The organism is Bacillus cereus group sp. BfR-BA-01522 (assembly GCF_022662635.1).
GTDB lineage: Bacteria > Bacillota > Bacilli > Bacillales > Bacillaceae_G > Bacillus_A > Bacillus_A cytotoxicus.
In genome coordinates this window covers 14678-41666 of sequence record NZ_JAKUDY010000003.1, presented here as the reverse complement: position 1 = coordinate 41666, position 26989 = coordinate 14678, and the positions used below count along the sequence as shown (strand labels likewise).

Genomic DNA, 26989 nt, shown 5'->3' with positions numbered 1-26989 from the left:
ATGTTAGATCATAACAAACTTTCATTAGCTTTAGAAAGAGAAAAGCAAAAAACCTGTACGTTTGCAAACGTACAGGTTTTTCTACTAATCATTCTTTGCAAAGTAAGAAACGAAGCGAAGAATTTCTAAGTATAACCATACTAGCGTCATCATTAGACCCATTGCGCTATACCACTCCATATATTTTGGAGCGCCGCTGCGTGCACCATTTTCGATTAAATCGAAATCTAGTAATAGATTTAATGCAGCAACGACAATAACAACCGCACTAATGATTATACCGATTGTTCCACCTTGGTGAATATATGGAACTGTTACACCAAAGATATTTAATGCGAAAACAATTAAGTACATAATCGCAATTCCAACGGTTGCAGCCATAATACCTGTGCGGAATTTATCCGTTACTTTTACTACGCGAGTCGCATATAACACTAACATTGCAAATAAAATGGAAACAGTTAGTAGTACCGCATTTAAAACGATAGAATCTCCAAAACGCATTGTGTATATAGCTGAAACACTTCCTAACACAACACCTTCTACCGCTGCATAAATCGGCGCACCAATCGGTGAAATACGCGGAATAAAGATTGATGCAAATGCGATAATAGCAGCAACAATTAACGCACCAATAAATACTGGCATTTTCATTACACCATTCATCATCTGTATGTATGAATAGACAGACGTTGCAAGAAGCAAGATCAGCATAATAAAAGTTTTGCCTACCGCTCCGCTAATTGTCATGGCAGACGCACTTGCTCCTTCTTTACGAAATGCCTCTTTTTTCAACATTGGATTAGATGTTCTCATTTTTTCCCTCCTATAATAGGTTCTACCAATAGTGTAAAGTTTTTCTCTTTATATTTCAATATATGCAGCTTGTTTTTATTTTAATCCTTCAACAATATCTGAAAGCTCACTCCATCGTTCCATCGCTTTCTCTAGTTGTTCTTCAAGTTGTTCCTGTGCTTCAGCAAGTTCTTGCGCCTTCGTAAAGTCAGAACCTACATTTGCAAGTTCTTCTCCAACCGCTTCCAATTTTTCTTCCAGTTCTGCTATCTTATCCTCAATTGTGTCCCACTCGCGTTGTTCGTGATAAGATAGTTTGCGTTTCCGTTGTTGTTTCGGTACTTCTTCTACTTTCTTTTCTTTTCGTACTTCAGCTTTTTCAAGTCGTTCTTTTGTTTTTTCTATTTCTAAATAGTCACTATAACTTCCTAAAAATTCACGAACTTCACCATTTCCAGTAAAAATAAATAATTCGTCTACGACTTTATCTAGAAAATAACGATCATGCGATACGGTTAACACTACGCCTGGAAAATCTTCTAAATAATCTTCTAATACTGTTAATGTTTGTGTATCTAAATCGTTTGTTGGTTCGTCCAATAACAATACATTCGGTTCTCCCATTAAAATGCGCAATAAATATAATCGTCTTCGCTCACCACCAGATAATTTCCCAAGTGGCGTTCCATGTGAATGCGGCTCGAACAAGAAACGCTCTAGCATTTGTGAAGCACTAATGACTTTGTCATCTGTCGTATGAATAACCTCTGCAACCTCTTTAATATATTCAATCATACGTTGATTTAAATTCATTTCTTCGTTTTCTTGTGTATAATACGCAATTTTTACAGTTTGTCCTACTTCAATTTCACCACTATCCGGAGATAATTTACCTGCAAGCATGTTTAATAATGATGATTTCCCGCTACCATTTGCTCCAATAATCCCAATGCGGTCACCTGGTTTTACAATATGACTAAACTTATGAAGTAACGTCTTATCCCCAAACTTTTTCGTTACATCTTTTAATTCAATCACTTTCTTTCCTAGTCTGCTACCGCTAAGTGCAATATCAACAGCCTGCTTCGCAGCAGGTCCTTCTTGATTCTTTAAATCTTCGAAACGTTGAATACGAGCTTTTTGCTTCGTTGAACGTGCTTTTGCTCCGCGGCGAATCCAAGCTAATTCTCGGCGATATAAATTTTGTCGTTTTGCTTCTTGCGCTAGTTCTTGTTCTTCACGAAGTGCTTTTGCTTCTAGAAATGTACTGTAATTCCCTTCGTAGCTATATAATTTTCCTTTATCTAATTCAAAAATGCGGTTTGTTACGCGGTCTAAGAAATACCGATCATGTGTAACAAGTAAAACAGCTCCTGTATACCTTGATAAATACTCTTCCAACCACTCTACTGTTTCATGATCTAAATGGTTCGTTGGTTCATCTAGTATGAGTAAATCCGGTGTTTCAATAAAACATTGTGCCATCGCAATACGTTTCTTTTGTCCTCCAGATAAATTTCCAACTCTTGCAGTAAAGTCTGTGATCCCTAATTTCGTTAAAAGAGACTTCGCATTCGCATTTACTTCCCATGCATTCATTGCATCCATACGTTGCTGCATCGCAAATAATTGCTCTTGTACTTTTTCACTATTTGGATTTTGTTCAATCTGCAATAGCGATTGTTCATATTCACGAAGAAGCCGAATAAGAGGTGTATCTCCATGAAAGACTTGTTCAAGAACAGTTAAATCTTCCTTAAAGTCTGGCTGCTGTGGTAAATAACTAATTGTATACCCGCGCGTATGTGTCATATCGCCTGTATCTGGAATTTCTACACCAGCGATAATTTTTAACAATGTTGACTTCCCTGTACCATTTACCCCAATAATTCCAGCACGTTGTCCTTCCGCTATGCTGAATGATAATCCATGAAATAACGGCTTATCTCCATATGATTTTGATACATTTTCGACTGTTAACATTTTCATATTTGCCCATTCCACTCTTTCATAAATTGTTCAATAAATTCTTCCATATAAAGATGACGACTTTCCGCCTCTCGCTTCGCTGCATCTGTATTCATTAAGTCTTTTAACTTTAACAGCTTTTCGTAAAAATGATTGAAAGATGGATCATTATTTTTTCTATACTCTTCTTTCGTCATCGATTCACACGGCGGAATATTGGGATCATACATTAATCTTCCCTTTGCTCCTCCATATGCAAATGTACGAGCAATGCCAATAGCGCCAAGAGCATCTAAACGATCCGCATCCTGAACGATTTTTCCTTCTATCGACTCTACCTTGCCGCCATGTCCACCTTTATAAGACATATTTGCAATAATATGTAGAATATGTTTCCTTATTTCCTGTTCTACCCCTAACTTCTCTAGCCAGTCAGAAACCTTTTTCATTCCAGCTTCTTCACTTTCATTCAGTTTCTCATCCGCAACATCATGAAGCAAAGCTGCCATCTCAATAACAAAAAGATCCCCACCTTCTTGCTTGGCTAAAGAAGTCGCTAATTTATGTACACGCTCAATATGATACCAATCATGCCCGCTTGCGTCTTTTTCTAAAATATTTTTAACAAACGTCACTGTTTTTTGAATTTGTTCCTGTTTTATCATTTATCTTCACCCAGTTTCTTATTGTAACACGCCCTTATTTTTTCATCACATATTTTCTTGTCTGCCCATAGACTATTTTGTATGTATGATGATGAAGGAGGAAATCAAATGTTCTATCATAATCAACAGCCTTACCCTGGGCAACCGTACTACCCTCAAAACGCAGAACAACATGCTGCAATCACAGACCAAGAGCTTCACGTAACATCACAACCTCAGTATTCAAGCCAGTCAGACTTTGTAAAAAACTTTCAAGAAAACCAAATCTCACAAAATCCATATCTCACTCAACAACATCAAGAACCTCAATATAGGCAGAATTCCTATACGCCACAACACTCAGAAGAAACGCAGTATCTTCCAAATACAAATCAACAAAATCCATACTTATCAGAGCAAGCTACCTATCAGCAACCTCAAATGTATCAACCATATCCAAACTTTCGCGTTTCTCCACCAGCACCAACATTAAACCCGATACAACCACAAATCTTACCACCAGGCCCTGCGACACCAATTCCAACTGAACCGACACAAGAACAAATTCAACAAGTTGTCGGCACACAGTTTCTCTCTTTAAAAAAACCTGTCCTTGATTTCGTAAAACCTTGGGTTCAATACGGTATGAATGAAGCAAAGCATACATCCCACGAACACGCAATGACCGAAATTGCTGCAATTATGTTTTTAGTTGGAAAAGGATTCAATCCAACGATTGCGCATTATATTGTAGAATCTTGGGAGAAGAATGAGCAGTTTTAGAAGCATTTTACATTTCCAACAAAGAACCCCCTAAATGTTTGAAATACAAGCACTTAGGGGATTTTTTATTTATCCCGCTATTTTAGGGGCAGCCCGATTGGTGAGGGCTCATAATCAGTGGGGGATGAGGAAAAACCCCACTGATTAAAGTTTCGCTTTATAACTACTGTCTTACTTCATAATACCATCCGCGCGCTTTTAACCATGCTTCAAACTTTGCAAGCGATTCTTCGCTTAAACCACCTGTGACAGCAAATGGATTGTTTCCTTCCCCTGGAAACTCAATCTTTGCCCACCAATTATGATCTAAAAAATACTTTGAAACTTCCGAAATAGCATTCACACCTAATCCGCCTGTGACAACATATTTACTTACGGGTACTAGATCTACTCCTGTAACAGTTGACACAAGTGCACGCGCCGCCTTGTCCGCATTTTGATTATATTTCTTCATGTCACTTTCATTATCTATAAACAATAGTTCAAAATAATAATCTGTTTTTGTTTTATTTAACCACCCTAAATCAGGACGAGATTTTACCCCGCGCCAGTTTGTCCCAAATGCATTAGCAACAACTTTCCCAAGTTGTTCACACTTCGCTAAATTTCCATAACTCGGATGATATAACACTTCAGTTCCACTTGCAGAACCGTTGAAGGAATTCAAATGAAAAGTGGCATCAAAAGCACTTTTCACGCGTAAATGATTATTTGCACAATTGGTCCAAACGGCCGTCTGTGTTGTGCCGACGTTATCCGTACAATCTACCACACTCCAACCCGCTTGTCTAAAATAATGTCCAACTCGCTGCACAAAATCCCGAGCAACTAATTCTTCTCTGCCGTAAGAGCTGTTTGCCCCAGGAACGATGCTATTATGACCTGCTGAAATTGCTGCAATTGGCACTATAAATCATCTCCTTTTCTATTATCATATTCAGAACTTGTCTTACGGTCAGAGCAAATGCCTAAAATGCTACGATATTCTTACATATTATGATTCTCTTTTTTTGATTGGCTCGCTAACCTCTGCACACTTAATAAATTTTTCACTGTAGCTTTGAGTAAAATCACGCCGTAAAAAAATATGGCAATGTTCTCAATCTCGTTTAGCCTCTTTTTTTATAAATTAAAGAGACAGTTTAATTGAAGATGATATAATAAATCTAATTATCTTAAGGGGGGCATTGTTTTGTACGGAAAATGCATTAAATTTTACGAATTCGGTAGTCCTAAAAATGTGTTAAAAATTGAATATAAAAATATAGAACCACCAAAAAACAAAGAGATTATAGTTCGAATGTTAGCGCGACCTATAAATCCATCTGACTTAATTCCAATAAGAGGAGCATATGCACATCGGATTTCTTTACCTAACATACCTGGTTATGAAGGAGTTGGTATTGTAGAAGATATAGGCTCCTTAGTTTCTAAAGACCTTATTGGCAAACGTGTCTTACCTTTACGTGGAGAAGGTACTTGGCAAGAATTTGTTAAGACATCAGCAGACTTTGCTATTCCTATACCTGATTCAATTAATGACTTTACAGCAGCACAAATGTATATTAATCCAATTACAGCATGGGTGACTTGTACGGAAATTCTAAAATTAAAACCAAACGATGTTTTATTGGTTAACGCTTGTGGTTCTTCCATTGGGCACCTTTTCGCTCAACTATCGCAGATTTTAGGTTTTCGATTAATTGCAGTTACAAGAAACAAGAAATATACAGAGGCTTTACTTCACCTTGGTGCTTCTTATGTAATAGATACTTCTACCGTTTCACTCTATGAAGCAGTGATGGAATTAACAAATGGAATCGGGGCAGATGCTGCTATTGATTCCATTGGAGGCTCAGATGGAAATGAATTGGCTTTTTGTTTACACCCTAATGGGAATTTTTTAACCATAGGGCTTCTATCAGGGATACAAGTAAATTGGGGAGATATTGTAAATAGGGCGAGAGTAAATGCTAATATGTTTCATTTACGAAATTGGAATAAAAATGTCTCAGTATATAAATGGCAAGAAACATTCCATCATTTGATTCATTTAATAGAGGATAAAAAATTACGCTTCATGACAGCTGATTCTACTCATGATTTAACAGATGTAATAAAAGCTATCGATGCAGTCGAATCCTTTAAAAAAACGAAAGGGAAAGTATTTTTAACAAGTTATTAACTTATGAAAGCAAAAAAGTATAATCAATTTTTTTATTCTAAACTATCATGTAATACAACAAAAATCTTCTATCAACAGGAGATTTTTGTTGTATTATTTAAAATTGAAACGGTCCTTCCTGTTTTTCTATCTCCTACAAACAGTTGATTCATCCAATTATATTGTGATAACGCTCTTTCCAATTTGTTACTTATTTCATTAGAAACAGAATAAAAGTAAGACAGAACCTTCACTTGAGAGGTGCGTAAATAAGGTTCAATTCTAGAAAAAACAGCAGAACATTTTCAATCCCGAATCTGTAAATAAAGTAGCCCCTCCTACTTTATCACTTGTATACAATAAAAAAGAAGATTCATTTTGTTAGAATCTGCTTTCTTAAATACCATTCATCAAATAAAAACATAGAATATTGCTTCACATAGTCCCTTTCATAATTAATCCTAAAATTGCTAAAACAATTGAACTGATAATAATCCGTAAAATCCAAGTTGTATTCAAGCTTATTTTTTCTAATTGTTTATTTATGGTAGAAATATCTTTTTCGTTAATCGTTGTACGAGTTTCCAAATTACGAATATCTCGCATAATTTCCTTTTGATTTAACTTTAAGTCTTCCATTTTGGACTTTAGGTGATTAATTTCTTCCATACTTTCACCACTCTCATAAAAAGGTATATACTGATAATTTGCTTATCTTTTTTATCTTGTATCAAAAACCTATATATATCATTACCTACTTACTAATATGGAATCCCTCCACTATATATTCATCGTCATATTTATCATAGTGTAGGCCACTACCTATTTTCTGCCTTGTAACTTGATCTTGTAAGAATAAAGAACTTTCATCCCTAGTTGTCCCGATTTCAATTCCATATTTTTTCGTTAAGTAGGCCAATTCTATTAAAAACCATTCTCTTCGCAATTCTACCGGCAGGTTGTATGTTATTTTTTTCATCTCATTTATCACCTCATCTATTTTCCAGAAAGGATTTCTGATTCATTTCTATACTATTTGATTACTTTCATATGCTTTATAGCACTATACTATATGCATGTCCGCACGAAACTGTTCCACCTTTCCAAATAGCAGTAAATCAGAATGAAGAAATACAAGCGATATATAAATCGCAAATATAAAAATAAAAACCTGCACTTTTTTCGCTTTTCATTTCACATAAAAACCATTTTACTATGATACACATTTAGTTAACATAAAAATATTATGTATTAGTAGGGAGGTGGAGTTCTCTCACACCTTCCTACTATACTACTTCACATTAAGAACATCTTGATGCACCTATCGCTAGCAAGAACTCCGCAAAACTTTCAAGAATTGGCACTTTTAACGTAATCAAATCATCCACTTTTGTAACTAAGAAGAACTCACCATTTTCTTCCAAAACACAAAGCACTACTAATTGTAAGTTCATTTCATTTCCCTCCTTTCAGACGAGATACTATACTCTATGAATGAACCTCAAAAAAGTAATAGTATTTATATCTATTTTTTATGATATAAAGAAAAAATAATCTAAAAACCTATTAAAAACTACATACCCTTAATATATTGCTATACAATTAAATAAATCATATTTTACAAATGGAGGTAAAAACATGTTTTTGGGAGTAATATCGGTGCAATTTTATTTTTGATTGCTATCATTCTACTCATTTTATATATTGTTTCATCCTTTAAGAAAGAAAAATGGGAAAGCAATGAAATACGGGAGGCCTGCAGTTGTTTGTGTCTTATTACAAGAAAGTTCTAGACTAAAAATAAAAAGGGCTATCCCATAAGTCGGTTTCACCGAGTTATGGGACAGCCCTTTTTACTTCTTTGTTTTGATATAAACTATGCAATACTTGAACGGATTTCTTTTGCTCTTTGTTCCACTTCTTCTACGTTAGATGCATGCCCTAACTCTACTAATAACCCAGTTGCAACCGTCCCTGTACGATTTCGTCCACCGGAGCAATGGTAAAAATATTTTTTCCTTGTTCTACAGCTTCCTTAACTGCCCCAATTGCATTTTTAACAGAGTCATCATCTTCTTCTATAACTGGGTAAGCATGTCGCTTAGCTTCAGCTGGAAATCCTTCTGGTTCTTCTCCTCCAGCACGTAAGTCAAATACCTCTGATACGCTACCCCCTCCTCATCAACTGAATCTTTTGCTTGCTCTATGACTTCCTTACGATCGTTTTCAACTTCTACTTCTGGATCCATTCGGCTTATCGTAATATTTCCTAGTTCTCCATGCATGACATAATTAACATGTGCTGCAGGATCAAAAATTTCAACCTTTTTCATCTCTGATTTCTCCCTTTCTTTATAAAATAAGCCGAGAAAAAATTCTCGGCTTATTTTGTTTTCAATTATTCTCCTGTTTCAGCGAATTTTTTAATGCGTGCGCCAATTTCATCACGAACTCTTTGGAATACAGACCATTCTTGACCAGCTGGATCATCAAATCCCCAGTGAACTCGTTTTACATGAGGCGGTGTGGTTGGACACACATCATTTGCATGACCACAAAGTGTTACAACAAGATCCGCTTTATCTAAAATGTCACGATCAATGATATCTGATGTTTGATCCGTAATATCAATATCTACTTCTTTCATTGCTTTAACCGCATTCGGATTTACTCCATGCGCCTCAATACCAGCAGAAAGTACATTCCATTTGTCACCTAAATATTCTTTGCCCCAAGCTTCTGCCATTTGGCTACGACAAGAATTTCCTGTGCATAAAAAGTAAATTATTTTCTTGTTTTCCATGATAATTCCACCTTTATTATGAATATTTATTTGGGTTGTGTTTGAAAGTATTTACGCTGGAACCAAAGTGCGACATTTACAAGTGCGATCATAACTGGAACCTCGACTAAAGGTCCGATAACTGCTGCAAACGCTGCACCTGACTGAATTCCAAATACACCTACAGCTACAGCAATCGCTAATTCAAAGTTATTACTTCCTGCTGTAAAGGCTAATGTTGTTGATACCCCATAACTTGCACCGATTTTTTTGCCCATAAAGAAAGAGACAAAGAACATGATTACAAAATAAATGAGTAACGGAATTGCAATACGTACAACATCAAATGGTATGCTAACAATCACTTCTCCTTTTAGAGAGAACATCACAATGATAGTAAATAGTAATGCGATTAAAGTAATTGGACCAATCTTTGGAATGAATACTTTTTCATACCATTCTCGTCCTTTCGTTTTTACAAAAATCAAGCGTGTTAGCATTCCTGCGATGAATGGAATTCCTAAATATATAAACACTGATTTTGCAACCTCTGCCATTGTTATATCTACAACAGCACCTTCAATTCCTAACCATTCTGGAATAACTGTTACAAACACATAAGCATATACTGAGAAAAATAACATTTGGAATACAGAGTTAAATGCTACTAATCCTGCCGCATATTCTGTATCTCCTTTTGCTAAGTCATTCCAAACGATAACCATCGCAATACAACGTGCTAGGCCAATCATGATTAATCCAACCATATATTCTGGTTTATCTGGTAAAAATATAATGGCTAAAGCAAACATTAAAACTGGACCAATAATCCAGTTTTGTACCAGTGATAATACTAATACTTTTACATCTTTAAAAACGCGCCCCATCTCTTCGTAACGAACTTTCGCGAGTGGAGGATACATCATTAAAATTAATCCAATGGCAAGCGGAATAGAAGTAGTTCCTACCTGTAAGCTATTCATTCCCTCTACAAAACCAGGGGATAGATATCCAACACCAATTCCAATAACCATCGCAAGGAAAATCCAAAGAGTTAAATACCTATCTAGGAATGACAGTCGCTTTTTCCCCGTGTTGCTCATTCTTCTCACTTCCCTTTCCTATTGTTAAACTAACATTTACATCGAAGGGTTGGATTACACTTTTCAATTTGTTGAATATTTTCTTTCTGATCAGGAACATGTTGCAAAATATCTTTGATAATTGGATAAAAGCTACTTTCTTCATTTAAAGAATAGTAAATCCATTGTCCCTGTCTTTCTTCTTTTAATAAGCCAATATCTTTTAATTTTCGAAGATGTTGACTTATAGATGGTTGGCTCATATCAAAGACTACTTGAAGTTCACATACACAACATTTACGTTCATTTAAAATTGCAATGGTTGTAAGTCTTGTTTTATCCCCAAGTAGCTTCAAAACACCGGATACTTGCGTTAACTCTACAACTGTTTTTTGCATCGCAATCCCTCCTTTCAAATAATTATATAAGCATACACTTATATGTTGAGTAAAAAAATAGATTCTTATGCAGTTGTTCAAAATAAATATTAAACCCTAACTGAATTCGATATAAGTATATAACTAAGTACTTATATGTTTCAAGTCATATAACTCATTTTCAGAAAAAATTATTACTTCTGGGTATTCACTGCAAATGTTTTAGTTGAGCAACATCTTAAAACAAAGTATACGATTTTTCTTATTTTGTAACCAATTCATCCATCTGATTTAATTCTTTATATACTTGCTCAAAGTTTTGAAATGTATAATTTCCATATGCAGTATGATCTCCTTGGCATCAATAAGAGTACACTTCTGGAAATTCATAACAAGTTTAAAATAGGACTTAAAGTATTCCATACTAAGTTGGCTTCCATTATTAATAATCATATAATCACCTTATTTCATTTATTTAACAACCTATCTTACAACTTCATCTCTCCATCAAAACGTTATCCTTCCAAATTCCATTTACCTACCCTAGTTTCTCCCACACCTACATATGCACATCTTGATGATACTTTACTAACAGAAGCCCATCCAATAATAGTTTAATGTATTTTAGCTACTATACATGTCTTTAGATCACGATTCATTTTCCATTTGTTCCAATCAGAACATTCCGTCTCAATAGTAGCCGTTTTAGTTCATATACCCTTTAAATATATCGCTTACCTGAATCCAATCTTTTTCTGTTAGCTGAACAATACTATACTCCATAATTTTCATCAACCCTTCTACTATTATGTTTTTTACACTTTAAGGCCCTTAGTCAACTTACTAAGAACCTTAAAGTGAACATTAACCAGGTTTAAACTCTAAGTTTTCTTCAAAAAACTGATCACTTATAGGTACTTTCCTTTTGTGTATCTGTTGAACTAGTCAGTCTAACGTCTCCTATTATTGAGATGGAAAATACTATTATTCATTAATGTTTTCTATATTTAAAATTTCTATTTTAAGACCACAAATATGCAGCTCCCTTAATTTGATAGTCTAAGTTTACATGCCCTTATTTTATGGAAAAGTAGTTCTAAAAAAATAGAAAAGCCTCCTTATTGAGGCTTTTCTATTTAAAACTTCATTATCCTTTTCTTCCCTCATAATGTCCTACGTAATAAACTTTACCTTCTTTATCATGTTTTACCTCTATTCCTTTCAGGTACCAATGAACTCCATTTTGATAAAAATAGTTAGCAAATCTATTATCATATCTGATTTCATCCCTTTTAAAAATCGAATCTAATGTACTGAATTCAGTTTTAGGACTAACAGTATTTTCTGTAGTTGTTGTACTTGCTGATGCAGCCCCAATTCCTCCTGTTAATGCAATACCTGTCGCTAAAGCTCCAACTACTAATTTCTTAAACATAACAATTCCTCCTTTAATAATTTTATAACTTACACCCTAAATATAACTTAATTTACAAAAATGTAAATATATTCAAATTATAGAAAAAATTGTTTAATTTTTAGGAATATTGAGATTCTACTTTATCAAAGATTACTAAAAAATATCGATTATACTAGAAGGCGACACTTCCTTATTTTTTAGTTTTAATAACTTGTTTTTAACTACATTACATTGCAAAGGAAAAGACATCTGAAGATCTCATGATTATGAGCCCTCACCAATCGGGCTGTTACGAGCAGCCCTACTCCCACCTATCTTCCTTGCTTCTCTCTGAATCTTGAGGTGGGCGTCTTACTGCCCTAAAATAGCGGGATAAAAAAATCATTTCGGCACCATAATCTGTACCTTTTGTAAAATTCATTAAAGATATAAAAACAGCTATTCTTTCATGGAATAGCTGTTTTTGATGAAAATGATACATACGTAACCTTAAGTTGATAGATGTTTGACGTGCCCCCTTATTAGTCAAATAACCCGCAATTTATTATTATTTTTGATATAAAAAACAAGTTGATATACACTTCGGAATATATTAAAAATTAATAAATACATTAATCTATAAAAGGACCTACTTATATAGCAAGAAATAGGTCCTTTTATGCTTTAAATTACATAAATACTAAAATATCATAGATAGATTTTCGGCTATTTTACTCCTACTTGATTCCAAGCCGTTTCTACTGCTTTATATGTTGCACTACCATAACCATCATAATCAGCTGCAGATTGTAGTAAAGCTGTACGAGCTTGTTTAAAGTCACTTGTCGGTGTTAAATATGTTGTTAACGCACGATAATAGATTTTTTCTGCTTTCTCTTTACCAATAGCATTAATTGTCAAATATGCAGCCTTATTTGGGATACCACTATTAATATGCACACCACCATTATCTCCTTCTTCAGTTGCCGGAAGATATTGATAATCCCTCATATGAGAAGGTTGTCCATATTTCTCAGGGTTTGATAAACTACGAAGTGCATCTCCAGAAATACCAGGTGTATATACAGCTTCTCCTAAATCCCAGTTTGCAGGATCCACAAAATATCCAAATACGTCAGAGAACGATTCATTTAATGCACCGGATTGATTTACATAACGAAGATCAGCTGAATATTGTGTCACAGCATGAGTTAGTTCGTGCGCAACAACATCAAGAGAACCAGAAAGAGGAGCGAATACGCGCCCATCGCCATCTCCATAAACCATTTGCTGTCCATTCCAAAATGCATTATTTACATTCACTCCATAATTCACACCAGAACGAATTGTTTTTCCTTTTCCATCAAAACTGTTGCGATTATGAACATTTTTATAGTAATCATAGACTTTTCCTGCATGATAATGAGCATCAACCGCAGGTCTTTGCTCTTTATTTATCCAAGCATTATCATCATCCCATAAACGATAGTTAACTGGGTAATCTGCATTACTATGATTTACCGTAAATGTTTCAATATACCCTCCATTCATAGGCTTTGTCGTATCCTTTAAATAGTATTTCCCTTTTACACTGTCAAAAGTTGTATTCAATTCTTTTCGATCACCTAATACTCCGTATCCATATCCTTTTCGAGGACTATCTGCATCTGTAACTGCGTTATATGAATCTATAATTGTTCCATCTTCCGCATTCACATAAATCTGCCAGTTCGCTCCGTAAGGTTTGATAAATTGCAGTTGTACTTTAAACGCTAGATAATAAGTTCCGTCTTTTTCATATACAACTAAGTCTGCTTTTTCATTTGTAGATTCTAAGTTTTCTTTTACTTGATCTAACGTATTTCCATCCACTTTTACTAAAGTATCATTCTTTGTAAGTTGAATATGTTTCCAAGCATTTGAAAGAGCTGTTTCTTTTGTGATTTTTGCTTTTGTATCCCCTTTTAGGTTCTCTTCAGCAGCTGGGTGAATATCTCCATTTACTGTTGTTACCTTACCCTCTTTATCTGTATGAACAACGAATTGTGCACCATCAACAGGTACCTTATTTACAGACCTTGTATAAACATAATGTTTCATACCTAAATCATCAGACTTCACTTCTTTAAGTGTTAGATCCGTTTGTGGATTGATTTTAAATAGTTCTTTATTTTCTTCAAGAAACTCTTTTACTGCTTTTTGACTTTCTACCTTCTTATTAGATAATTCCCCTGAGAGAAATGCTGGACTTCCTTGTCCCTCATTCCAATTTTTTTGTTGGATTTCCATTTTATCCATTGCTTCTTTTTGAAGTGCTTGTTCTTCTGCAAACGCAGTTGAAAAAGGTGCACCTAACATTGTTCCTGCAGCAAGCAATGTAATAACAGTTTTTTTCATACATTTTCCCCCTTCAATATGAGTAAAATAAAACATATAATTACAAATTTAAATATACAATTATTTTCGAAGTTTTTATATAAATATGAATAATTGCATATATATATTTTAAGTATAATGTCTATTTCGTAAACGAATGCAGAATATTCTGTCTCTAAAGTGGATAATGGATTTAAAAAAAGTTGAAGATGTATTTTGAAAACTTCATTTGACCGTTAAAAAAATGAAACTACCTGTCCCCGATTGAGTATAGGGAACAGGTAGCGTAAGTGTTTTATTCCTGTCTCACATTAGTGATCCAGTTCACCATATTAATAGTTTTTTTATTGTGGTAAAAAATGAAACAAATAAAGTTTTATCAATTCTCCATTAATCTAATTAACTTTTACTCAGTCTATTTAATTGTTCCCTCAACACAATATTTTTCACCAGTCGAAGTAATATCGCCTTTAACTGTAATAATTTCATTAAAAATAATATTAATTTCACTTCCCCCCTTATGAACCTAAATTCTTCTTTGACAGATTTAACTTATATTAACTTAATAAAATTATAAAGTACCAGGAATGAAAAAGCCCAATTCAGAGCTGTAATCATTAAGTTAAGGTTATGACAGTCACCCTTTCATATATCAAAGGGTGACTGTTTTTTCATGTCCTCATGAAAGTTAGAAGACCTATCAAAAGTACTGAGAACACATATCGTTATATCAAAATTCACTTCAATAGGCTGCTTAAAAACAAATTATATTGAAGTCTTATTTGAGTACGCCGAATCATTCGTTTAATGATAATCCTAACTTTTCACTAAATACTTCCCGTAAATAGTCTTCTAAGATCCTTGTTGTAAATTTTTCATTACGACCTAAAGTAAATAATTCTCCATCTTGTACAATAATTGTATCAAGAGAAGTAGCTACTTTATCAACAATTTTTGTAATTTCAATTATATTATGTTCAGTATTCACTTCCGTTTTAAATTCGATATTTTCCACTACTATATGCGAACGTAAACCCGATGTAAAAAAAGAAAAATCGGGATTTCTTACAACCCCTATTTTAATTTCTAGTTGATATAAATATCGAAAGATCACATCTCTATGCCCATCCTTAATCATTTTTTCACTCTTCTCGTTTTCTAAATACTCTTTAACTCCTCTTGCAAATTCATCTAGGAAGCTCACTTTTTGATGCTCCTTTCTATATTTAGTATCAGCACGATAAATTAATACAATTGTATCATAGCGAAAAAACATGTTCCTATTAAATGAAAAATAAAAAGAGCAACTATACACAAAGTGCTCTTTCTTCAAAAAAACATATTTTTACAATTCATCTTTCCTATAATAAATATCATACCGTTACGTCCTACTAAGTATTCAAAAATCGGTAGCAAAAAAATTGAATGAGCTGTTTAACGGAAGTGACCAAAGTAGTGACTTGTGATTTTTAGAGCAGAAGTGTTTCAATTGCTTTCTCTAATTCTTCTGGCTTTATTTGCGGAGCAAAACGATTCATTACTATTCCATCACGACCAATTAAAAACTTTGTAAAATTCCATTTTACAGCTTTTATTCCCAATATGCCCGGCGCTTGTTTTGTTATATATTGATATAGTGGATGAGCATGTTTACCTTTCACATCAATCTTTGCAAACAATGGGAAGGTTACCTCATAATTCATTTCACAAAAATTTAAAATCTCCTCTTCTTCTCCTGGTTCTTGTCCTCCAAATTGGTTACATGGAAATCCTAAAATTTCAAATCCTTGCTCTTTATACTTCTCATATAAAGATTGTAACCCTTTATACTGTGGTGTAAACCCACATTTACTAGCAACATTTACAATTAAAAGTACCTTTCCCTCATAATCTCGGAGCGACCTCTCTTCTCCAGTCATTGTTTTAACAGAAAAATGATAAACAGTCATCTAATTACACTCCTTTCTCTTCTCTCAAGTTCATTCCATCATATGTATTTTGTTCCCCTCTAATGAGAACGCTTTAATTTTGTTCAAAAATTCGACACAAAATACTAGACATTTTCTTTGGAAAGTTTTACAATTAAATTGTGAACAAAATGTGACAGTTTACATTCTAAATTGTGACATTTTCAATTCCATTATAAATCATAAAAGGATGGTGTTGATAATGAAAACTGCACAGCATAAAATGCTTTCCAATCGTGAGTTTTATTTCGTACTATATATGATGTTATTATTTGTCGCTGGCTGGGTAATGGATGTAAACGGACTATTTTTAAGTAAATACTTTACTTTAGCTGGTATGATTACACTTCCACTTGTTGGAGGAATCGTTGGATTCTTCATTATGTCAATCAGTAAAAACCACTCAAAATAATAGCATTACATAAGGGTAGAAAATGATTTTTCATTTTCTGCCTTTTTCTTTTATAATAAAAAAATATGAACTTATAAGGAGCGGTTAAGGCGATTTAGATATACGGAATTTTTCTGACATCAAAAAAAGACATGGCTAATAGTAATTTATAGCCATGTCTTCTTTCCCTTATCTCGGTTTTCTTTTCCCAGTAAATGCAGGTTTCTTTTTCTTTGGTGCTTTCGGCTTCGACTCTACGAATGTGCCTTTAAAAATTTCTTGTTTCTTAAACACGATGCCTAATTTGTTCGCAAATTGCAGTAATTTACGTTCTTCCTGTGGTGTGACAAGAGAAATAACGGTTCCTTCTTTCCCCATACGTCCTGTACGCCCTGAACGGTGAATGTATTGGTCTAACGTATCTGGTAGTTCCAAATGAATAACATGTGTTAAGTCGTTAATATCCAACCCACGAGCCGCTACGTCTGTCGCAAGTAAAATTTCTAGTTTCCCGCTGCGGAATGCACGCATTGTTGCTTCTCGTTCTTGTTTACTTGCTTCTGCATGAAGAGCTGCTGCTTTCATTTTGCGATACTTTAATTTCTCTGCAATTTCATCTAAGCGGTACGGATCGTTTAAGAATGCTACCGCTTTCACTTGACCTGTATGCATAATTCTTCTTACATACTCATTTTTCTCACGGCGCTCACAAACGATATACATATGCTCTACTAAGCTTTTTGTTTCTGCACGTTTCACGCATATGAATTGTGGTTGCACAGCAAAATCACGTGCTACCTCTTCCGCCTCTTTTGTCATTGTTGCCGAGAAGAATACTAATTGGCGGTCACGCATTGTTGATTTGATGACATCAAATATCGTATCTATCATCTTTTGTTTTACGATTTGATCAAACTCATCAAATACAATTGTTTTCACTTCGTGCATTTTTAATTTTTTCATGCGAATTAATTCTAAAATACGTCCAGGTGAACCGACAATTACTTTCGGATGTTTCTTCAATTTCTCTACTTGTCGCTTTATATCAGCACCGCCAATTAAAGATGCACCGGAAATCTCCGTTCCCGCTGTAAACTTTTGAACTTCTGCATGAATTTGCATAACAAGTTCGCGTGTTGGCGCTAAAATCACAACTTGTGGCTGTTTTACTTCTGGATTAATCTTATGTAAAAGGGGTAATAAATACGCTAATGTTTTTCCTGTTCCTGTTGGAGATTCAGCAATAACGTCTTGTCCGTCTAAAATCGTTGGAATTGCTTGTGCTTGAATTTCAGTACACTCTTTAAAACCCGCCTTCTCCCAAGCTTGTTGTAAAAATGGTTGCATATCTTTTATCATTCGTTTTTCTCCTTTATCTCTATTTTTGAAGAAAATGCTGTATTTCTCGCACTGTTTCTATCATGTGAGAAACAACAGCTATTAAATCATCAACATGGTCTTCTGTAATCGCTTTTTGAAATAGAACTTCTGTCTTATTATAATATGAAGTCGCTTGCTTATTATATTCGTATGAAATTGTTTGTACAATCATTCGTTCTTTTCCCCATATCGACTGTAATAGTGTTTCTGTTTTAGGACACATTACTTCTGGTTGTTCTACCGGAAATGAAAATGCTAGTTTCATTTCGCATCCCGGTATAAATTGCGGGACTTCTAATATTTCACCAGACAAATTCTTTGCATCAACAGATAGCGAAAACGTTGCTTCAACCGCATGTTCTAATCGTCCTGTTAATTGAAATGAAATATTGTATATACGACGTAATGATGCAAGATCCATCATATCTTTTCGATTCGTAACAAGAATATCTCCGTGTAAATCGAAATCATAAATAGCTCCCTCTACGATTACTTTTAAATTTTCAAAAGCAGTTGGATCAAACATAATTTCCTCCAAAAAACAGGCGCCTTTCCATCGAAAGGCGCCATTTGATGTATATATAGTTTACAGATAAATGAGATGAATTACAACCTTTTAGAATAAACCGACTGCTTTACCATCTTCATTTACATCCATTTGAAGCGCAGCAGGTTGTTTTGGAAGGCCTGGCATTGTTAACATTGTTCCTGTTAACGCAACGATAAACCCTGCACCAATAGATGGTTTTAGTTCACGAATTGTCACAATAAAGTCAGATGGACGTCCCAATTTTGTTGCATCGTCAGAAAGAGAATATTGTGTTTTCGCCATGCATACCGGCAAGTTCCCCCAACCTTCTCCTTCAAATTGTGCTAACTGCTTACGTGCTTTCGGAGCAAATTCAATATCTTTTGCGCCGTACACTTTTTGAGCAATTGTACGAATTTTTTCTTCTAATGATGCGTTTAAATCATACAGTGGTGCGTATTTATTTTCACCTTTTTCAATTACTTTCAATACTTTCTCGGCAAGATCTACACCACCTTGACCACCTTTCTCCCAAACTTCTGTTAAGGATACTTCGTAGCCACGTTCATTACACCATTTTTGTAAATATGCTACTTCGGCATCTGTATCTGTAATAAATTTATTAATTGCAATAACGAATGGAACTCCAAAGCTTTGAATCGTTTCAACGTGTTTTTGTAAGTTTTCCATTCCTTTTGCCAATGCATCTACATTTTCTTCTTTTAGCTGATCTTTCGCTACACCGCCATGCATTTTTAGCGCACGAATTGTTGCAACAATAACAACCGCTTCCGGTTTAATTCCTGCCGCACGCGCTTTAATATCAAGAAACTTCTCAGCACCTAAATCTGCACCAAAGCCAGCCTCTGTAATAACATAGTCGCCTAATTTCGCAGCCATTGTTGTTGCGATTACACTGTTACAACCATGAGCGATATTCGCAAATGGACCACCATGAATAATAGCGGGCGTATTTTCTAATGTTTGTACTAAGTTTGGTTTTAATGCATCTTTTAATAAAAGCGTTAACGCACCTTCTACACCTAAATCTTTCACTGTAACTGGTTGGTTTTCAAAATTATAAGCCACTACAATGCGAGATAAACGTGCTTTTAAATCTTGAATATCCGTTGCAAGGCAGAATACAGCCATAATCTCAGATGCTACTGTAATATCAAATCCATCTTCGCGCGGTACACCTTGAACTGGTCCACCAAGGCCAATTACAACATTTCGAAGAGCGCGATCATTTAAATCAACGCAACGTTTCCAAACAATTTTACGCGTATCAATTTGAAGTGCGTTTCCTTGTTGGATGTGGTTATCGATAAATGCCGCTAATGCATTATTCGCTGTTGTAATCGCATGAATATCGCCTGTAAAATGAAGGTTAATATCTTCCATTGGCACAACTTGCGAATAGCCTCCGCCTGCTGCACCACCTTTTAAACCCATCGTCGGCCCAAGGGATGGTTCACGAAGAGCGATGACTGCCTTTTTACCAATCTTATGAAACGCTTGCCCTAAGCCAACTGTAACCGTTGATTTCCCTTCCCCTGCTGGAGTTGGGTTAATTGCTGTTACTAAAACAACTTTTCCTTCTGTTTTTGTTTGTAAGCGCTTAAAAATATCGAGGGATAATTTTCCTTTATAATGACCGTAAGGTTCCAGTTCTTCTTCTAAAATGTCTAATTCAGCTGCAATGTCTTGAATCTTTTTCATACGAGCTTCTTGTGCAATCTCAATATCAGATTTAACTGTTGTAGTAGTTGTCATATACCCTAGTCCCCCTTTAATTGGTTCTGACCATATTGTATCAGTTTTTTGTATTTTCTGCACTCATTTCCCTCCTAAAACGTATGCCTTTCTTTAGATGTTATTTCTTCAACATAAATACCCACAAAAAAGTTAATGCTTGCCGTAGTTCTACAGATAATTGCTCAAGCATTTTTTCATTTACTCCCCGCTTATAAACACCCATGCCATCCACGACTTGGAACCCTTGTTCCTTCGCTAATTTTTCAAATTCCCACGGCATCATCGTATTACAAACAACATTTTCACCGTATAAACGGGGATAGCTATTTTCACGCGGTTTTGCTGTTGGTCCTAAAAGTGCTATGCAAGCATATCCACCACTATATAAAATACGCTTAATCTCATGCAATGACTGCAATGGATCTTCTGTCCATTCTAAAGAATTAATAGCTACTATCGCTGAAAAACGCTCATTTTCAAATGGCAATGCTAATAAATCTCCCTTTATAAAAGATAAATTCTCTCCTTCTCCTCGTTCTTTTGCTTTTTGAATCATCTGCTCCGATAAATCAATTCCGCATACTTTATACCCTGCTATACTTAATTTATATGTACCATACCCATCACCACAACCAATATCTAAAACCTTCTCTCCTTTTTCTACATACTTTTCAAAAAATGGGATAATTGTACTACGGCTACCATGATCCCACATTTCTTGACTATTTCGATTCCAAGATTCTGCATTACGATTCCATTGTTTCTCTGCTGATTTATGCCAATTAAACTTTGTCATCCCTTCCCCTACCTTCCTTTATTTTCATTCATTATCTTTCCACACATTTTTCCTCAATTCCTGTTTATTCTTCCAAAGAGCTGGACATGATAGCAACAGGCTCTATATTCACCAATTTTTTCTTCATTTGGATATAACTCATATTCATGTTCTCTTCTTTGTGAAAAATAATAAAGATACACCCAATTGAAAGAGGGGGATGTATATGCCAAGAAAACGAACACACCACTTTAAAAGTGGCCAAAAAAACGAAGAGTATGCAGCTGAAATTGCACCGCATCACCTTCCTATAAGAAAAAGGCATAAAGAAACCTCAAATGAAGTGGAAGGAAGTAACACAAGTACAATTATTGGTTATGTTGCTTTATTTCTTTCTTTATTTTCAATCGCCTTTTATCCTGTTACACTCGGTTCCCTTTCTATTTTAATTGGTTTGGTAGCTGTTAACTTCGGAGCGAAAACTCTCGGATATACAGCGATTGGGTTTGGTAGTTTTTCTGTCTTGTTTACTTTGTTATATCCGTTCGTTTTGTCAGCATTATAAAAAACACACCAAGTTTCACTTGGTGTGTTCACTCATGATATAACATAATATGTCCACATGCACAGCAGTGTTTTGCGATAATTTCTTGAAATACAGGATAATTCTCCTCATCTCGCTGTTCTATAAAGACTTTCTCAAACCGATACATATTCGGCGCATACGCCCAGTCTTGTTTTGTTCGAGCATATAATGTAGATGTAAAAAAATCCTCTCCTCCGCAAACAATACATACCTTCTTCATTCATACCCCTCCTATGCTTGTCTTACTTTATCTATATGAACAGAAAGATTAAAAAAAGACCTTCTATCACGAGAAAGTCTTTTCTGAAACAAACAAAAATGTACCAAATATACCAAATCCGCTATATTCTTTCTTTTTGCCTGCCTCTGTTTCGAATTTTTGTTTTATTGTTAGAAAGAATACACCATTTCGTGCATCCGTGCTTACAAATTGCATTTTTTCTTCTTGTTTTCCTACCTTTTGTATACATGTAAAGTCATCTTGATGGCAGTTTAAACCATACTTATCCTGTATATATAAGCGAAAATCAGCTTCTTTCGGACAAGTTAAGAGTAATACCGCAATAAGAATAAGACTCGCAATGCCTACAATCGTATAATATTTCTTCATTTGCTCTCCTTTCAAAACAGAAGAAAAACTTGACCAATCCCGTCAAGTTTTTCTTAGTCCGCAATCCATTGCCATTCTTGTTCTTTCTTATCAAAAATAAGCCAACCCGTTTCCGTTGCCTTTCCTTTTAATTCCTCAATGTTATCCACTATCTCGTCCGTACTTTCATACGAACCAATTACATATACAGGAATCTCTAACCCTCTTCTTGACTCGATCTTTCCACCCAAATCAATATACAATCCGTCTTCCATGAGCGGAATCAGTTCAAGAATCACTTCTTTTGAAATAGCTGGGAAAATTTTTGATTTCTGAAAGAACGGAAACCGTTTCTTTCCAAAAGAACCGAACTTATACGGAATCACCTTGCTCAGCATCCCTACAAAATCGGATATTCTACGGTAATATACTTTGTTATACCAACCATCATCATGTGAAAAATACACAAACCGATTTTTGAGCAATGGGAAGAACGCTCTTCCAAGCGGCTCTTTCTTATGAGCCAAGTATAGAAGCTCCGCAATTTCTTTCGGCTCTAACTCATCTAAATCGTTTGCATCATCAAAATCCACCCAACAAAACTCATCAAACTCATCAATTTCAGCTTTTATTAACTTATGTATATTGTCTTCTTCAACATATTCAAATAAAGTATGATAATGAAAATCAGTCCACTCAAAATTATGCTTCAAAAGCAATACTTGATGAAGAGGTGAAGGGATATTATTTGCAAACTCTTCAAATGTAATTCCAGAAGTAATAAAACAATGACCTCGACGATTACCATTAATATATATCATATTCTTTACTTGGTCAGATCCTCCAGACAAAGCACCTAGCCACCTTCGTTTTATATGTTTCAATTCTATAGCATATTTTATCATGAAAAATTTTAGAAACATAGAAAAAACTTCAAAAACTATTTACAATTTCGTAAGTTTTATTACATAGTGATTACAATTAAAAAAACCTGTTAAAAAACAGGCTTTTTTACGCAATTTCATCTGGATTTTGCGGGCGATGCGGCTCAGTCTGTTTTTCATTTTTTTGAAAAATAGACTGGATTTTATCAATGGTTTGCGGGGCCAGTTCTATTACTTTTTCAGCTAAATGCGTCGCATTTTGTAAGTGAAGAATATTCACACCGTCCTTATTCACAACAAGAAACGCTACTGGTGTAATAGAAACACCCCCTGCGCTTCCGCCACCAAATGCAGCATTACCGCTTGTTTTCGGCCCATCATGAGTTTGGAAGTCAGACCCTCCTGCTCCAAAACCAAACGCTACTTTGGATACTGTTAATACAACACCACCGTCAGCCGTTTGAACAGGTTCTCCAACAATTGTATTAACATCGACCATTTCCTTTAAATTTTCCATTGCCGCTTTCATCAATCCTTGAATTGGATGTTCCACCGTTCATAACCTCCTTTGTCATATCTTTCCTAGTTTTTCCGAAACTTCATGAACTAAACATAAATTTTCATATTGCATTTAAAACTAATAAGTAATAATATTTAGAAAAAAGAAAAAGAGGGAATTATAATGATACGGAAATTAACAAAGCGTGATCATGAACAGGTTCTTGCATTTCTAAAAGAGGAAATATCCATTAACCTATTTATCCTTGGTGATATTGAAGCATTTGGATACGATGCAGACTTTCAAGAATTATGGGGGTACTTTACAGAAAAGAAAATGTTGCAGTCTGTATTACTGCGCTTTCATGATTCATTTATCCTATATGGAAAGGGCAACTTTTCTATTGCGGACTATGAGGTTATTCTCTCTCCTCACAAACCACTTAAAATCTCTGGTAAATCAGACATTGTAGAAAAATTTGAAGATGTACATGGTATACATCTTGGAACAAAAAATAAAACATATTTTTGTGAATGTAAAGATGATACTGCCTTGCCAAAAACGATGATTCATACGGCAATTAAACAAGCAACATTAGAGGATGTCGAGCGCATTATGCATCTTCGAAACAATATTGAAGAATTTCCACAGTCGAAGCAATCTGAAAAAATATTACGACAATCACTCGAAACAAATACAGGACGTACATATTACATTGAAGAAAATGGAGAAATGGTCTCTTCCGCTTCTACATCAGCCGAAAATTCTTTATCTGCAATGATCGTTGGAGTATGTACACATCCGGATTATCGCGGCAAAGGATACGCTTCCTACATTTTACAAAAAATGATTCAAGATTTTAAGAAAGAAGAAAGAACACTTTGCTTGTTCTATAATAACCCAGCTGCCGGGAGGATTTATAAACGGTTAGGATTTCAAGACATTGGAACGTGGACAATGTATCGATAATAACGAAATCCCCCCTGGCTATATCTCTCCTTTTCCCTCTACACAGATTTGAGGTGGAGGGGCTCTGTCTTTTTACTAAGGACCAACCATTTCACAGATAAACTTTTTCTTGGCATCTTAAATTTCATAATCCTTCCTTACTCATATTACTCCCTCCTAATCATTTATTATTTTTTGTACTGTGCTTTATAACCTACATATTCTTTTTTCGCGTCTTGATTGTTATCTTGTTTTTTATTAAAGTATGTTTTTATCTGAAATATATATTCTACTAACTTTCCCTCATCATTCTTTTTCTTGTAATCTATATCAATACTTACTTGTAGAATCTGCATTGGACCATTTGCGGAGCCAAGATGAAGTACAATTGTCGCCCCATCATATTCATCATATTGTATGTTTAGCTTATCATTAATAATAGTTTGAAACTCTGATTCCGTTAAGCTATATCCAACTGTATTCGGCTGATCAAATTTTTTTATATCATCACCTGGTTTCATCTTTAGTTTCCCTATTCCCTTTAAACGATCTACAAGTAAATTCACATATGAAACATCTTACGAATTTATATCATGCTTTCATATCAACTCATAAACGTAAAAAGTGCTTTAAATTTATTTCTCAGGATACCGTTCTTTTACAAGTTCTTCGATGTTATTACCTTTTTTGATTTCTTCTGATGATAACCAGGCTTTATATCTTGACCCATCCTTGTTGGTTAAATATATGTCAAATTTTTTATTATATAGTTCCTCTTTAAGGATAGTGGTCACCTTTATCAGATCCTCAATTAAAGGGGGATTGTTTTTAAATTCCATGCCACTGGTATTAATAACTACAGTCACTTTATACTTCGGACATTCTCCGCCTTTCGGATGTGGACAAGTAATATCTTCAATTGCAAAACGGTCGTTTTGAATTTCTTTTAACCTGTCTCCTACTTTTGTTTGAGTTTGAATCAAATATGTCCAATAACTGTCTAAAGTGTTTTTCATTGTTAGTAACAGCTCTTCTTTTGTTATAACTTTTTGTACATTTTTAAAAGGGAGACCTATAGATTTACCATTATGATCCTTAATCTCAAGTTCTGTTATCTTTCTATTACTCTTCTGAATAAGTTGGAATAAAGCATATAAACGATCTAATTCTGCTGATTCAAATTGACTATAATCAATCTCGTTACTCGTTTTTAAAGTTAATAACAACTCATCAGTTGGTTTTTCTTCATCATAATCAACTATATACTGAAGAACACTTTCTTTTTCAAATTCCTCGTATCCTAATTTTTTAATTTCTTTTAAAATTGGTTTAAATTTCTTATATTCCTCATATGTATTTTTTCCGTATTGGTATTCATCACCTTTTATTGTTGAATAGAAGAAACCATCTACCTCTACTCGAAATTGCATATTTTTGTTGTTTTTTGCTTGAACAGTATGATATGTATGTCCCATATTTCCTTCATGTATACCGCCCCACTCTGTTACAACAACATCAATTCCATGTTTTTCTTTTATGTATTTTTTTACCTGATCTTCATTTTCATAATTACAGCCAATCAAAAATAAGAAACATACCACTAATAACATTACCTTTTTCATTCTTTTCATATACCCCCTAATACCCCTTCTTTCTTTATTTCTTACAGATTTGAATAAAAACATCAAATTTTTCATGTAATACCTACAAACTAACAACTTGTGTTCTAATATAGATTCATTTCCTGTATTATCTACTTTTCAATTTATTTTTTTATTGTGTTTTCGAAATCTCTTACACGCTCTCTCATTTTCTTCCCACGTTATGTTAAATGATTTAAATTTAAATCTGCAATAGACTAATAGTTGAAATTCAGCTGCACCGATTGCTACTGCATACATTAAAATAGCTCCTATTATATACCCAATAAAAGTATCTAACGTATAATCATTATGAAAATAAATTAAAATAAGAAGAATTAGTGCATATATTGCCCCCCAGTTATCACATTCCCCTTTGTTTTACTAAAAAATGAAGGGGATCTTTCATCCATACTAAACGCACCTTCACTCGCTTGTTTAAAAGTATCAATCGTTGTCACAATATGAACAATTACTGCTCCTAAAAATAATAAACCCGTATATATTAATGTAATCCGATCAATTGTATTATTGGCCATTTCAGACACAATTAAAGCTGTGAATAATATTGTTACCATTTGAAATGCATATAATAATACGACAAGTGTTTGTAACTTTTGAAACTTTAAAATTGTAATTTCCCTTCGTCAGAAGATAGATTATAACGCTCCATTAT

The 26989-nt window shown here is 34.5% G+C and carries 29 protein-coding genes and 3 pseudogenes; 5 read left to right on the top strand and 27 right to left on the bottom strand.

Going from position 1 to position 26989, the window contains the following annotated elements:
• Window positions 1-84: 84 nt before the first annotated feature.
• The 3 genes from MR059_RS05295 to MR059_RS05285 form a co-directional block, all read right to left on the bottom strand.
• A complete protein-coding gene (locus MR059_RS05295) occupies window positions 85-816 on the bottom strand; it encodes a Bax inhibitor-1/YccA family protein (RefSeq protein WP_012094098.1) in 732 nt (243 codons plus the stop codon).
• Window positions 817-891: 75 nt separating this feature from the next.
• A complete protein-coding gene (locus tag MR059_RS05290) occupies window positions 892-2784 on the bottom strand; it encodes an ABC-F family ATP-binding cassette domain-containing protein (RefSeq protein WP_087094851.1) in 1893 nt (630 codons plus the stop codon).
• On the bottom strand, window positions 2781-3428 hold the full coding sequence (locus tag MR059_RS05285; protein ID WP_087094850.1) for an HD domain-containing protein: 648 nt from the start codon (window positions 3426-3428) through the stop codon (window positions 2781-2783). Before MR059_RS05285 ends, MR059_RS05290 begins: the two co-directional genes overlap by 4 nt.
• Before the next feature lie 108 nt (window positions 3429-3536).
• Here MR059_RS05285 and MR059_RS05280 point away from each other — a divergent pair, with 108 nt between their 5' ends.
• Window positions 3537-4190: a superantigen-like protein SSL4 gene (locus tag MR059_RS05280; RefSeq protein WP_012094095.1), complete on the top strand. Its 654-nt coding sequence runs from the start codon at window positions 3537-3539 to the stop codon at window positions 4188-4190.
• A 163-nt stretch (window positions 4191-4353) separates the two neighbouring features.
• Here the strand turns inward: MR059_RS05280 and MR059_RS05275 are convergent, their stop codons facing one another.
• Window positions 4354-5097 carry an N-acetylmuramoyl-L-alanine amidase gene (locus MR059_RS05275; RefSeq protein WP_012094094.1) on the bottom strand — a complete coding sequence of 248 codons (744 nt, stop codon included), beginning with the start codon at window positions 5095-5097 and terminating at the stop codon, window positions 4354-4356.
• A gap of 285 nt (window positions 5098-5382) precedes the next feature.
• On the opposite strand from MR059_RS05275, the gene MR059_RS05270 reads away from it, so the two are divergent.
• Window positions 5383-6375 (top strand): zinc-dependent alcohol dehydrogenase family protein, encoded by a 993-nt coding sequence (locus MR059_RS05270; protein ID WP_012094093.1) that lies wholly within the window; start codon window positions 5383-5385, stop codon window positions 6373-6375.
• Window positions 6376-6789: 414 nt separating this feature from the next.
• On the opposite strand, the gene MR059_RS05265 is transcribed toward MR059_RS05270, so the two are convergent.
• The 12 genes and pseudogenes from MR059_RS05265 to MR059_RS05215 all read right to left on the bottom strand — a co-directional run bounded on the left by MR059_RS05265 (window position 6790) and on the right by MR059_RS05215 (window position 16316).
• Window positions 6790-7023: a hypothetical protein gene (locus MR059_RS05265; protein ID WP_012094092.1), complete on the bottom strand. Its 234-nt coding sequence runs from the start codon at window positions 7021-7023 to the stop codon at window positions 6790-6792.
• Window positions 7024-7108: 85 nt separating this feature from the next.
• Window positions 7109-7333, bottom strand: a complete 225-nt coding sequence (locus MR059_RS05260) for a hypothetical protein (RefSeq protein ID WP_012094091.1) — start codon at window positions 7331-7333, stop codon at window positions 7109-7111.
• Window positions 7334-7655: 322 nt separating this feature from the next.
• Complete coding sequence (locus tag MR059_RS05255; protein WP_012094090.1) at window positions 7656-7808, bottom strand: hypothetical protein; 153 nt, start codon at window positions 7806-7808, stop codon at window positions 7656-7658.
• A 422-nt stretch (window positions 7809-8230) separates the two neighbouring features.
• Window positions 8231-8520: pseudogene (locus tag MR059_RS05250) on the bottom strand (tyrosine-protein phosphatase); the annotation flags it as partial.
• Window positions 8433-8687: a hypothetical protein gene (locus tag MR059_RS22180; protein WP_396021793.1), complete on the bottom strand. Its 255-nt coding sequence runs from the start codon at window positions 8685-8687 to the stop codon at window positions 8433-8435. The gene MR059_RS22180 and the pseudogene MR059_RS05250, both read right to left, overlap by 88 nt.
• A gap of 65 nt (window positions 8688-8752) precedes the next feature.
• Complete coding sequence (gene arsC, locus MR059_RS05245) at window positions 8753-9157, bottom strand: arsenate reductase (thioredoxin) (RefSeq protein WP_012094088.1); 405 nt, start codon at window positions 9155-9157, stop codon at window positions 8753-8755.
• Window positions 9158-9183: 26 nt separating this feature from the next.
• Window positions 9184-10239: an ACR3 family arsenite efflux transporter gene (arsB, locus tag MR059_RS05240; RefSeq protein ID WP_242161613.1), complete on the bottom strand. Its 1056-nt coding sequence runs from the start codon at window positions 10237-10239 to the stop codon at window positions 9184-9186.
• A gap of 29 nt (window positions 10240-10268) precedes the next feature.
• On the bottom strand, window positions 10269-10616 hold the full coding sequence (locus MR059_RS05235) for an ArsR/SmtB family transcription factor (RefSeq protein ID WP_012094086.1): 348 nt from the start codon (window positions 10614-10616) through the stop codon (window positions 10269-10271).
• Between the two features lie 1126 nt (window positions 10617-11742).
• A complete protein-coding gene (locus tag MR059_RS05230; RefSeq protein WP_012094085.1) occupies window positions 11743-12030 on the bottom strand; it encodes an LCI fold-containing protein in 288 nt (95 codons plus the stop codon).
• A gap of 687 nt (window positions 12031-12717) precedes the next feature.
• The gene (locus MR059_RS05225; RefSeq protein WP_242161612.1) at window positions 12718-14388 is read right to left on the bottom strand and encodes a M4 family metallopeptidase; all 1671 of its coding nucleotides are present in this window, start codon (window positions 14386-14388) and stop codon (window positions 12718-12720) included.
• Between the two features lie 775 nt (window positions 14389-15163).
• A complete protein-coding gene (locus MR059_RS05220) occupies window positions 15164-15571 on the bottom strand; it encodes a DUF3942 family protein (RefSeq protein ID WP_048723088.1) in 408 nt (135 codons plus the stop codon).
• Window positions 15572-15836: 265 nt separating this feature from the next.
• The gene (locus tag MR059_RS05215) at window positions 15837-16316 is read right to left on the bottom strand and encodes a glutathione peroxidase (protein WP_012094082.1); all 480 of its coding nucleotides are present in this window, start codon (window positions 16314-16316) and stop codon (window positions 15837-15839) included.
• 208 nt (window positions 16317-16524) lie between these two features.
• Between MR059_RS05215 and MR059_RS05210 the strand changes: the two genes are divergently transcribed.
• On the top strand, window positions 16525-16746 hold the full coding sequence (locus MR059_RS05210; RefSeq protein WP_176371929.1) for a DUF3925 family protein: 222 nt from the start codon (window positions 16525-16527) through the stop codon (window positions 16744-16746).
• A gap of 168 nt (window positions 16747-16914) precedes the next feature.
• Here the strand turns inward: MR059_RS05210 and MR059_RS05205 are convergent, their stop codons facing one another.
• From MR059_RS05205 to MR059_RS05190, 4 genes are all read right to left on the bottom strand, one after another.
• Window positions 16915-18084, bottom strand: coding sequence for a DEAD/DEAH box helicase (locus tag MR059_RS05205; protein ID WP_012094080.1), 1170 nt, complete (start codon window positions 18082-18084; stop codon window positions 16915-16917).
• Between the two features lie 19 nt (window positions 18085-18103).
• A complete protein-coding gene (locus tag MR059_RS05200; RefSeq protein WP_242161611.1) occupies window positions 18104-18631 on the bottom strand; it encodes a hypothetical protein in 528 nt (175 codons plus the stop codon).
• Window positions 18632-18721: 90 nt separating this feature from the next.
• Entirely contained in the window at window positions 18722-20410 is a 1689-nt protein-coding gene (locus tag MR059_RS05195) for a formate--tetrahydrofolate ligase (protein ID WP_041810338.1), read from the bottom strand.
• Between the two features lie 100 nt (window positions 20411-20510).
• Window positions 20511-21188: a class I SAM-dependent methyltransferase gene (locus MR059_RS05190; protein ID WP_012094077.1), complete on the bottom strand. Its 678-nt coding sequence runs from the start codon at window positions 21186-21188 to the stop codon at window positions 20511-20513.
• Window positions 21189-21393: 205 nt separating this feature from the next.
• On the opposite strand from MR059_RS05190, the gene MR059_RS05185 reads away from it, so the two are divergent.
• On the top strand, window positions 21394-21732 hold the full coding sequence (locus tag MR059_RS05185) for a hypothetical protein (RefSeq protein WP_012094076.1): 339 nt from the start codon (window positions 21394-21396) through the stop codon (window positions 21730-21732).
• 28 nt (window positions 21733-21760) lie between these two features.
• Here MR059_RS05185 and MR059_RS05180 read toward each other — a convergent pair whose 3' ends face one another.
• The 4 genes from MR059_RS05180 to ytfJ all read right to left on the bottom strand — a co-directional run bounded on the left by MR059_RS05180 (window position 21761) and on the right by ytfJ (window position 23779).
• On the bottom strand, window positions 21761-21973 hold the full coding sequence (locus tag MR059_RS05180) for a hypothetical protein (RefSeq protein WP_012094075.1): 213 nt from the start codon (window positions 21971-21973) through the stop codon (window positions 21761-21763).
• Window positions 21974-22039: 66 nt separating this feature from the next.
• A complete protein-coding gene (locus MR059_RS05175; protein WP_012094074.1) occupies window positions 22040-22363 on the bottom strand; it encodes a hypothetical protein in 324 nt (107 codons plus the stop codon).
• Between the two features lie 53 nt (window positions 22364-22416).
• A complete protein-coding gene (locus MR059_RS05170) occupies window positions 22417-23193 on the bottom strand; it encodes a hypothetical protein (RefSeq protein WP_041809655.1) in 777 nt (258 codons plus the stop codon).
• Between the two features lie 160 nt (window positions 23194-23353).
• A complete protein-coding gene (gene ytfJ, locus MR059_RS05165; protein ID WP_012094072.1) occupies window positions 23354-23779 on the bottom strand; it encodes a GerW family sporulation protein in 426 nt (141 codons plus the stop codon).
• Window positions 23780-23908: 129 nt separating this feature from the next.
• On the opposite strand from ytfJ, the gene MR059_RS05160 reads away from it, so the two are divergent.
• Window positions 23909-24694, top strand: coding sequence for a GNAT family N-acetyltransferase (locus MR059_RS05160; protein ID WP_242161610.1), 786 nt, complete (start codon window positions 23909-23911; stop codon window positions 24692-24694).
• A gap of 167 nt (window positions 24695-24861) precedes the next feature.
• On the opposite strand, the pseudogene MR059_RS05155 reads toward MR059_RS05160, so the two are convergent.
• The 3 genes and pseudogenes from MR059_RS05155 to MR059_RS05145 all read right to left on the bottom strand — a co-directional run.
• Window positions 24862-25251: pseudogene (locus MR059_RS05155) on the bottom strand (DUF3952 domain-containing protein); the annotation flags it as partial.
• Window positions 25252-25308: 57 nt separating this feature from the next.
• On the bottom strand, window positions 25309-26304 hold the full coding sequence (locus MR059_RS05150) for a hypothetical protein (protein WP_242161609.1): 996 nt from the start codon (window positions 26302-26304) through the stop codon (window positions 25309-25311).
• A gap of 129 nt (window positions 26305-26433) precedes the next feature.
• Window positions 26434-26939 (bottom strand): annotated as a pseudogene (locus MR059_RS05145) (hypothetical protein); the annotation flags it as partial.
• Window positions 26940-26989 lie beyond the last annotated feature (50 nt).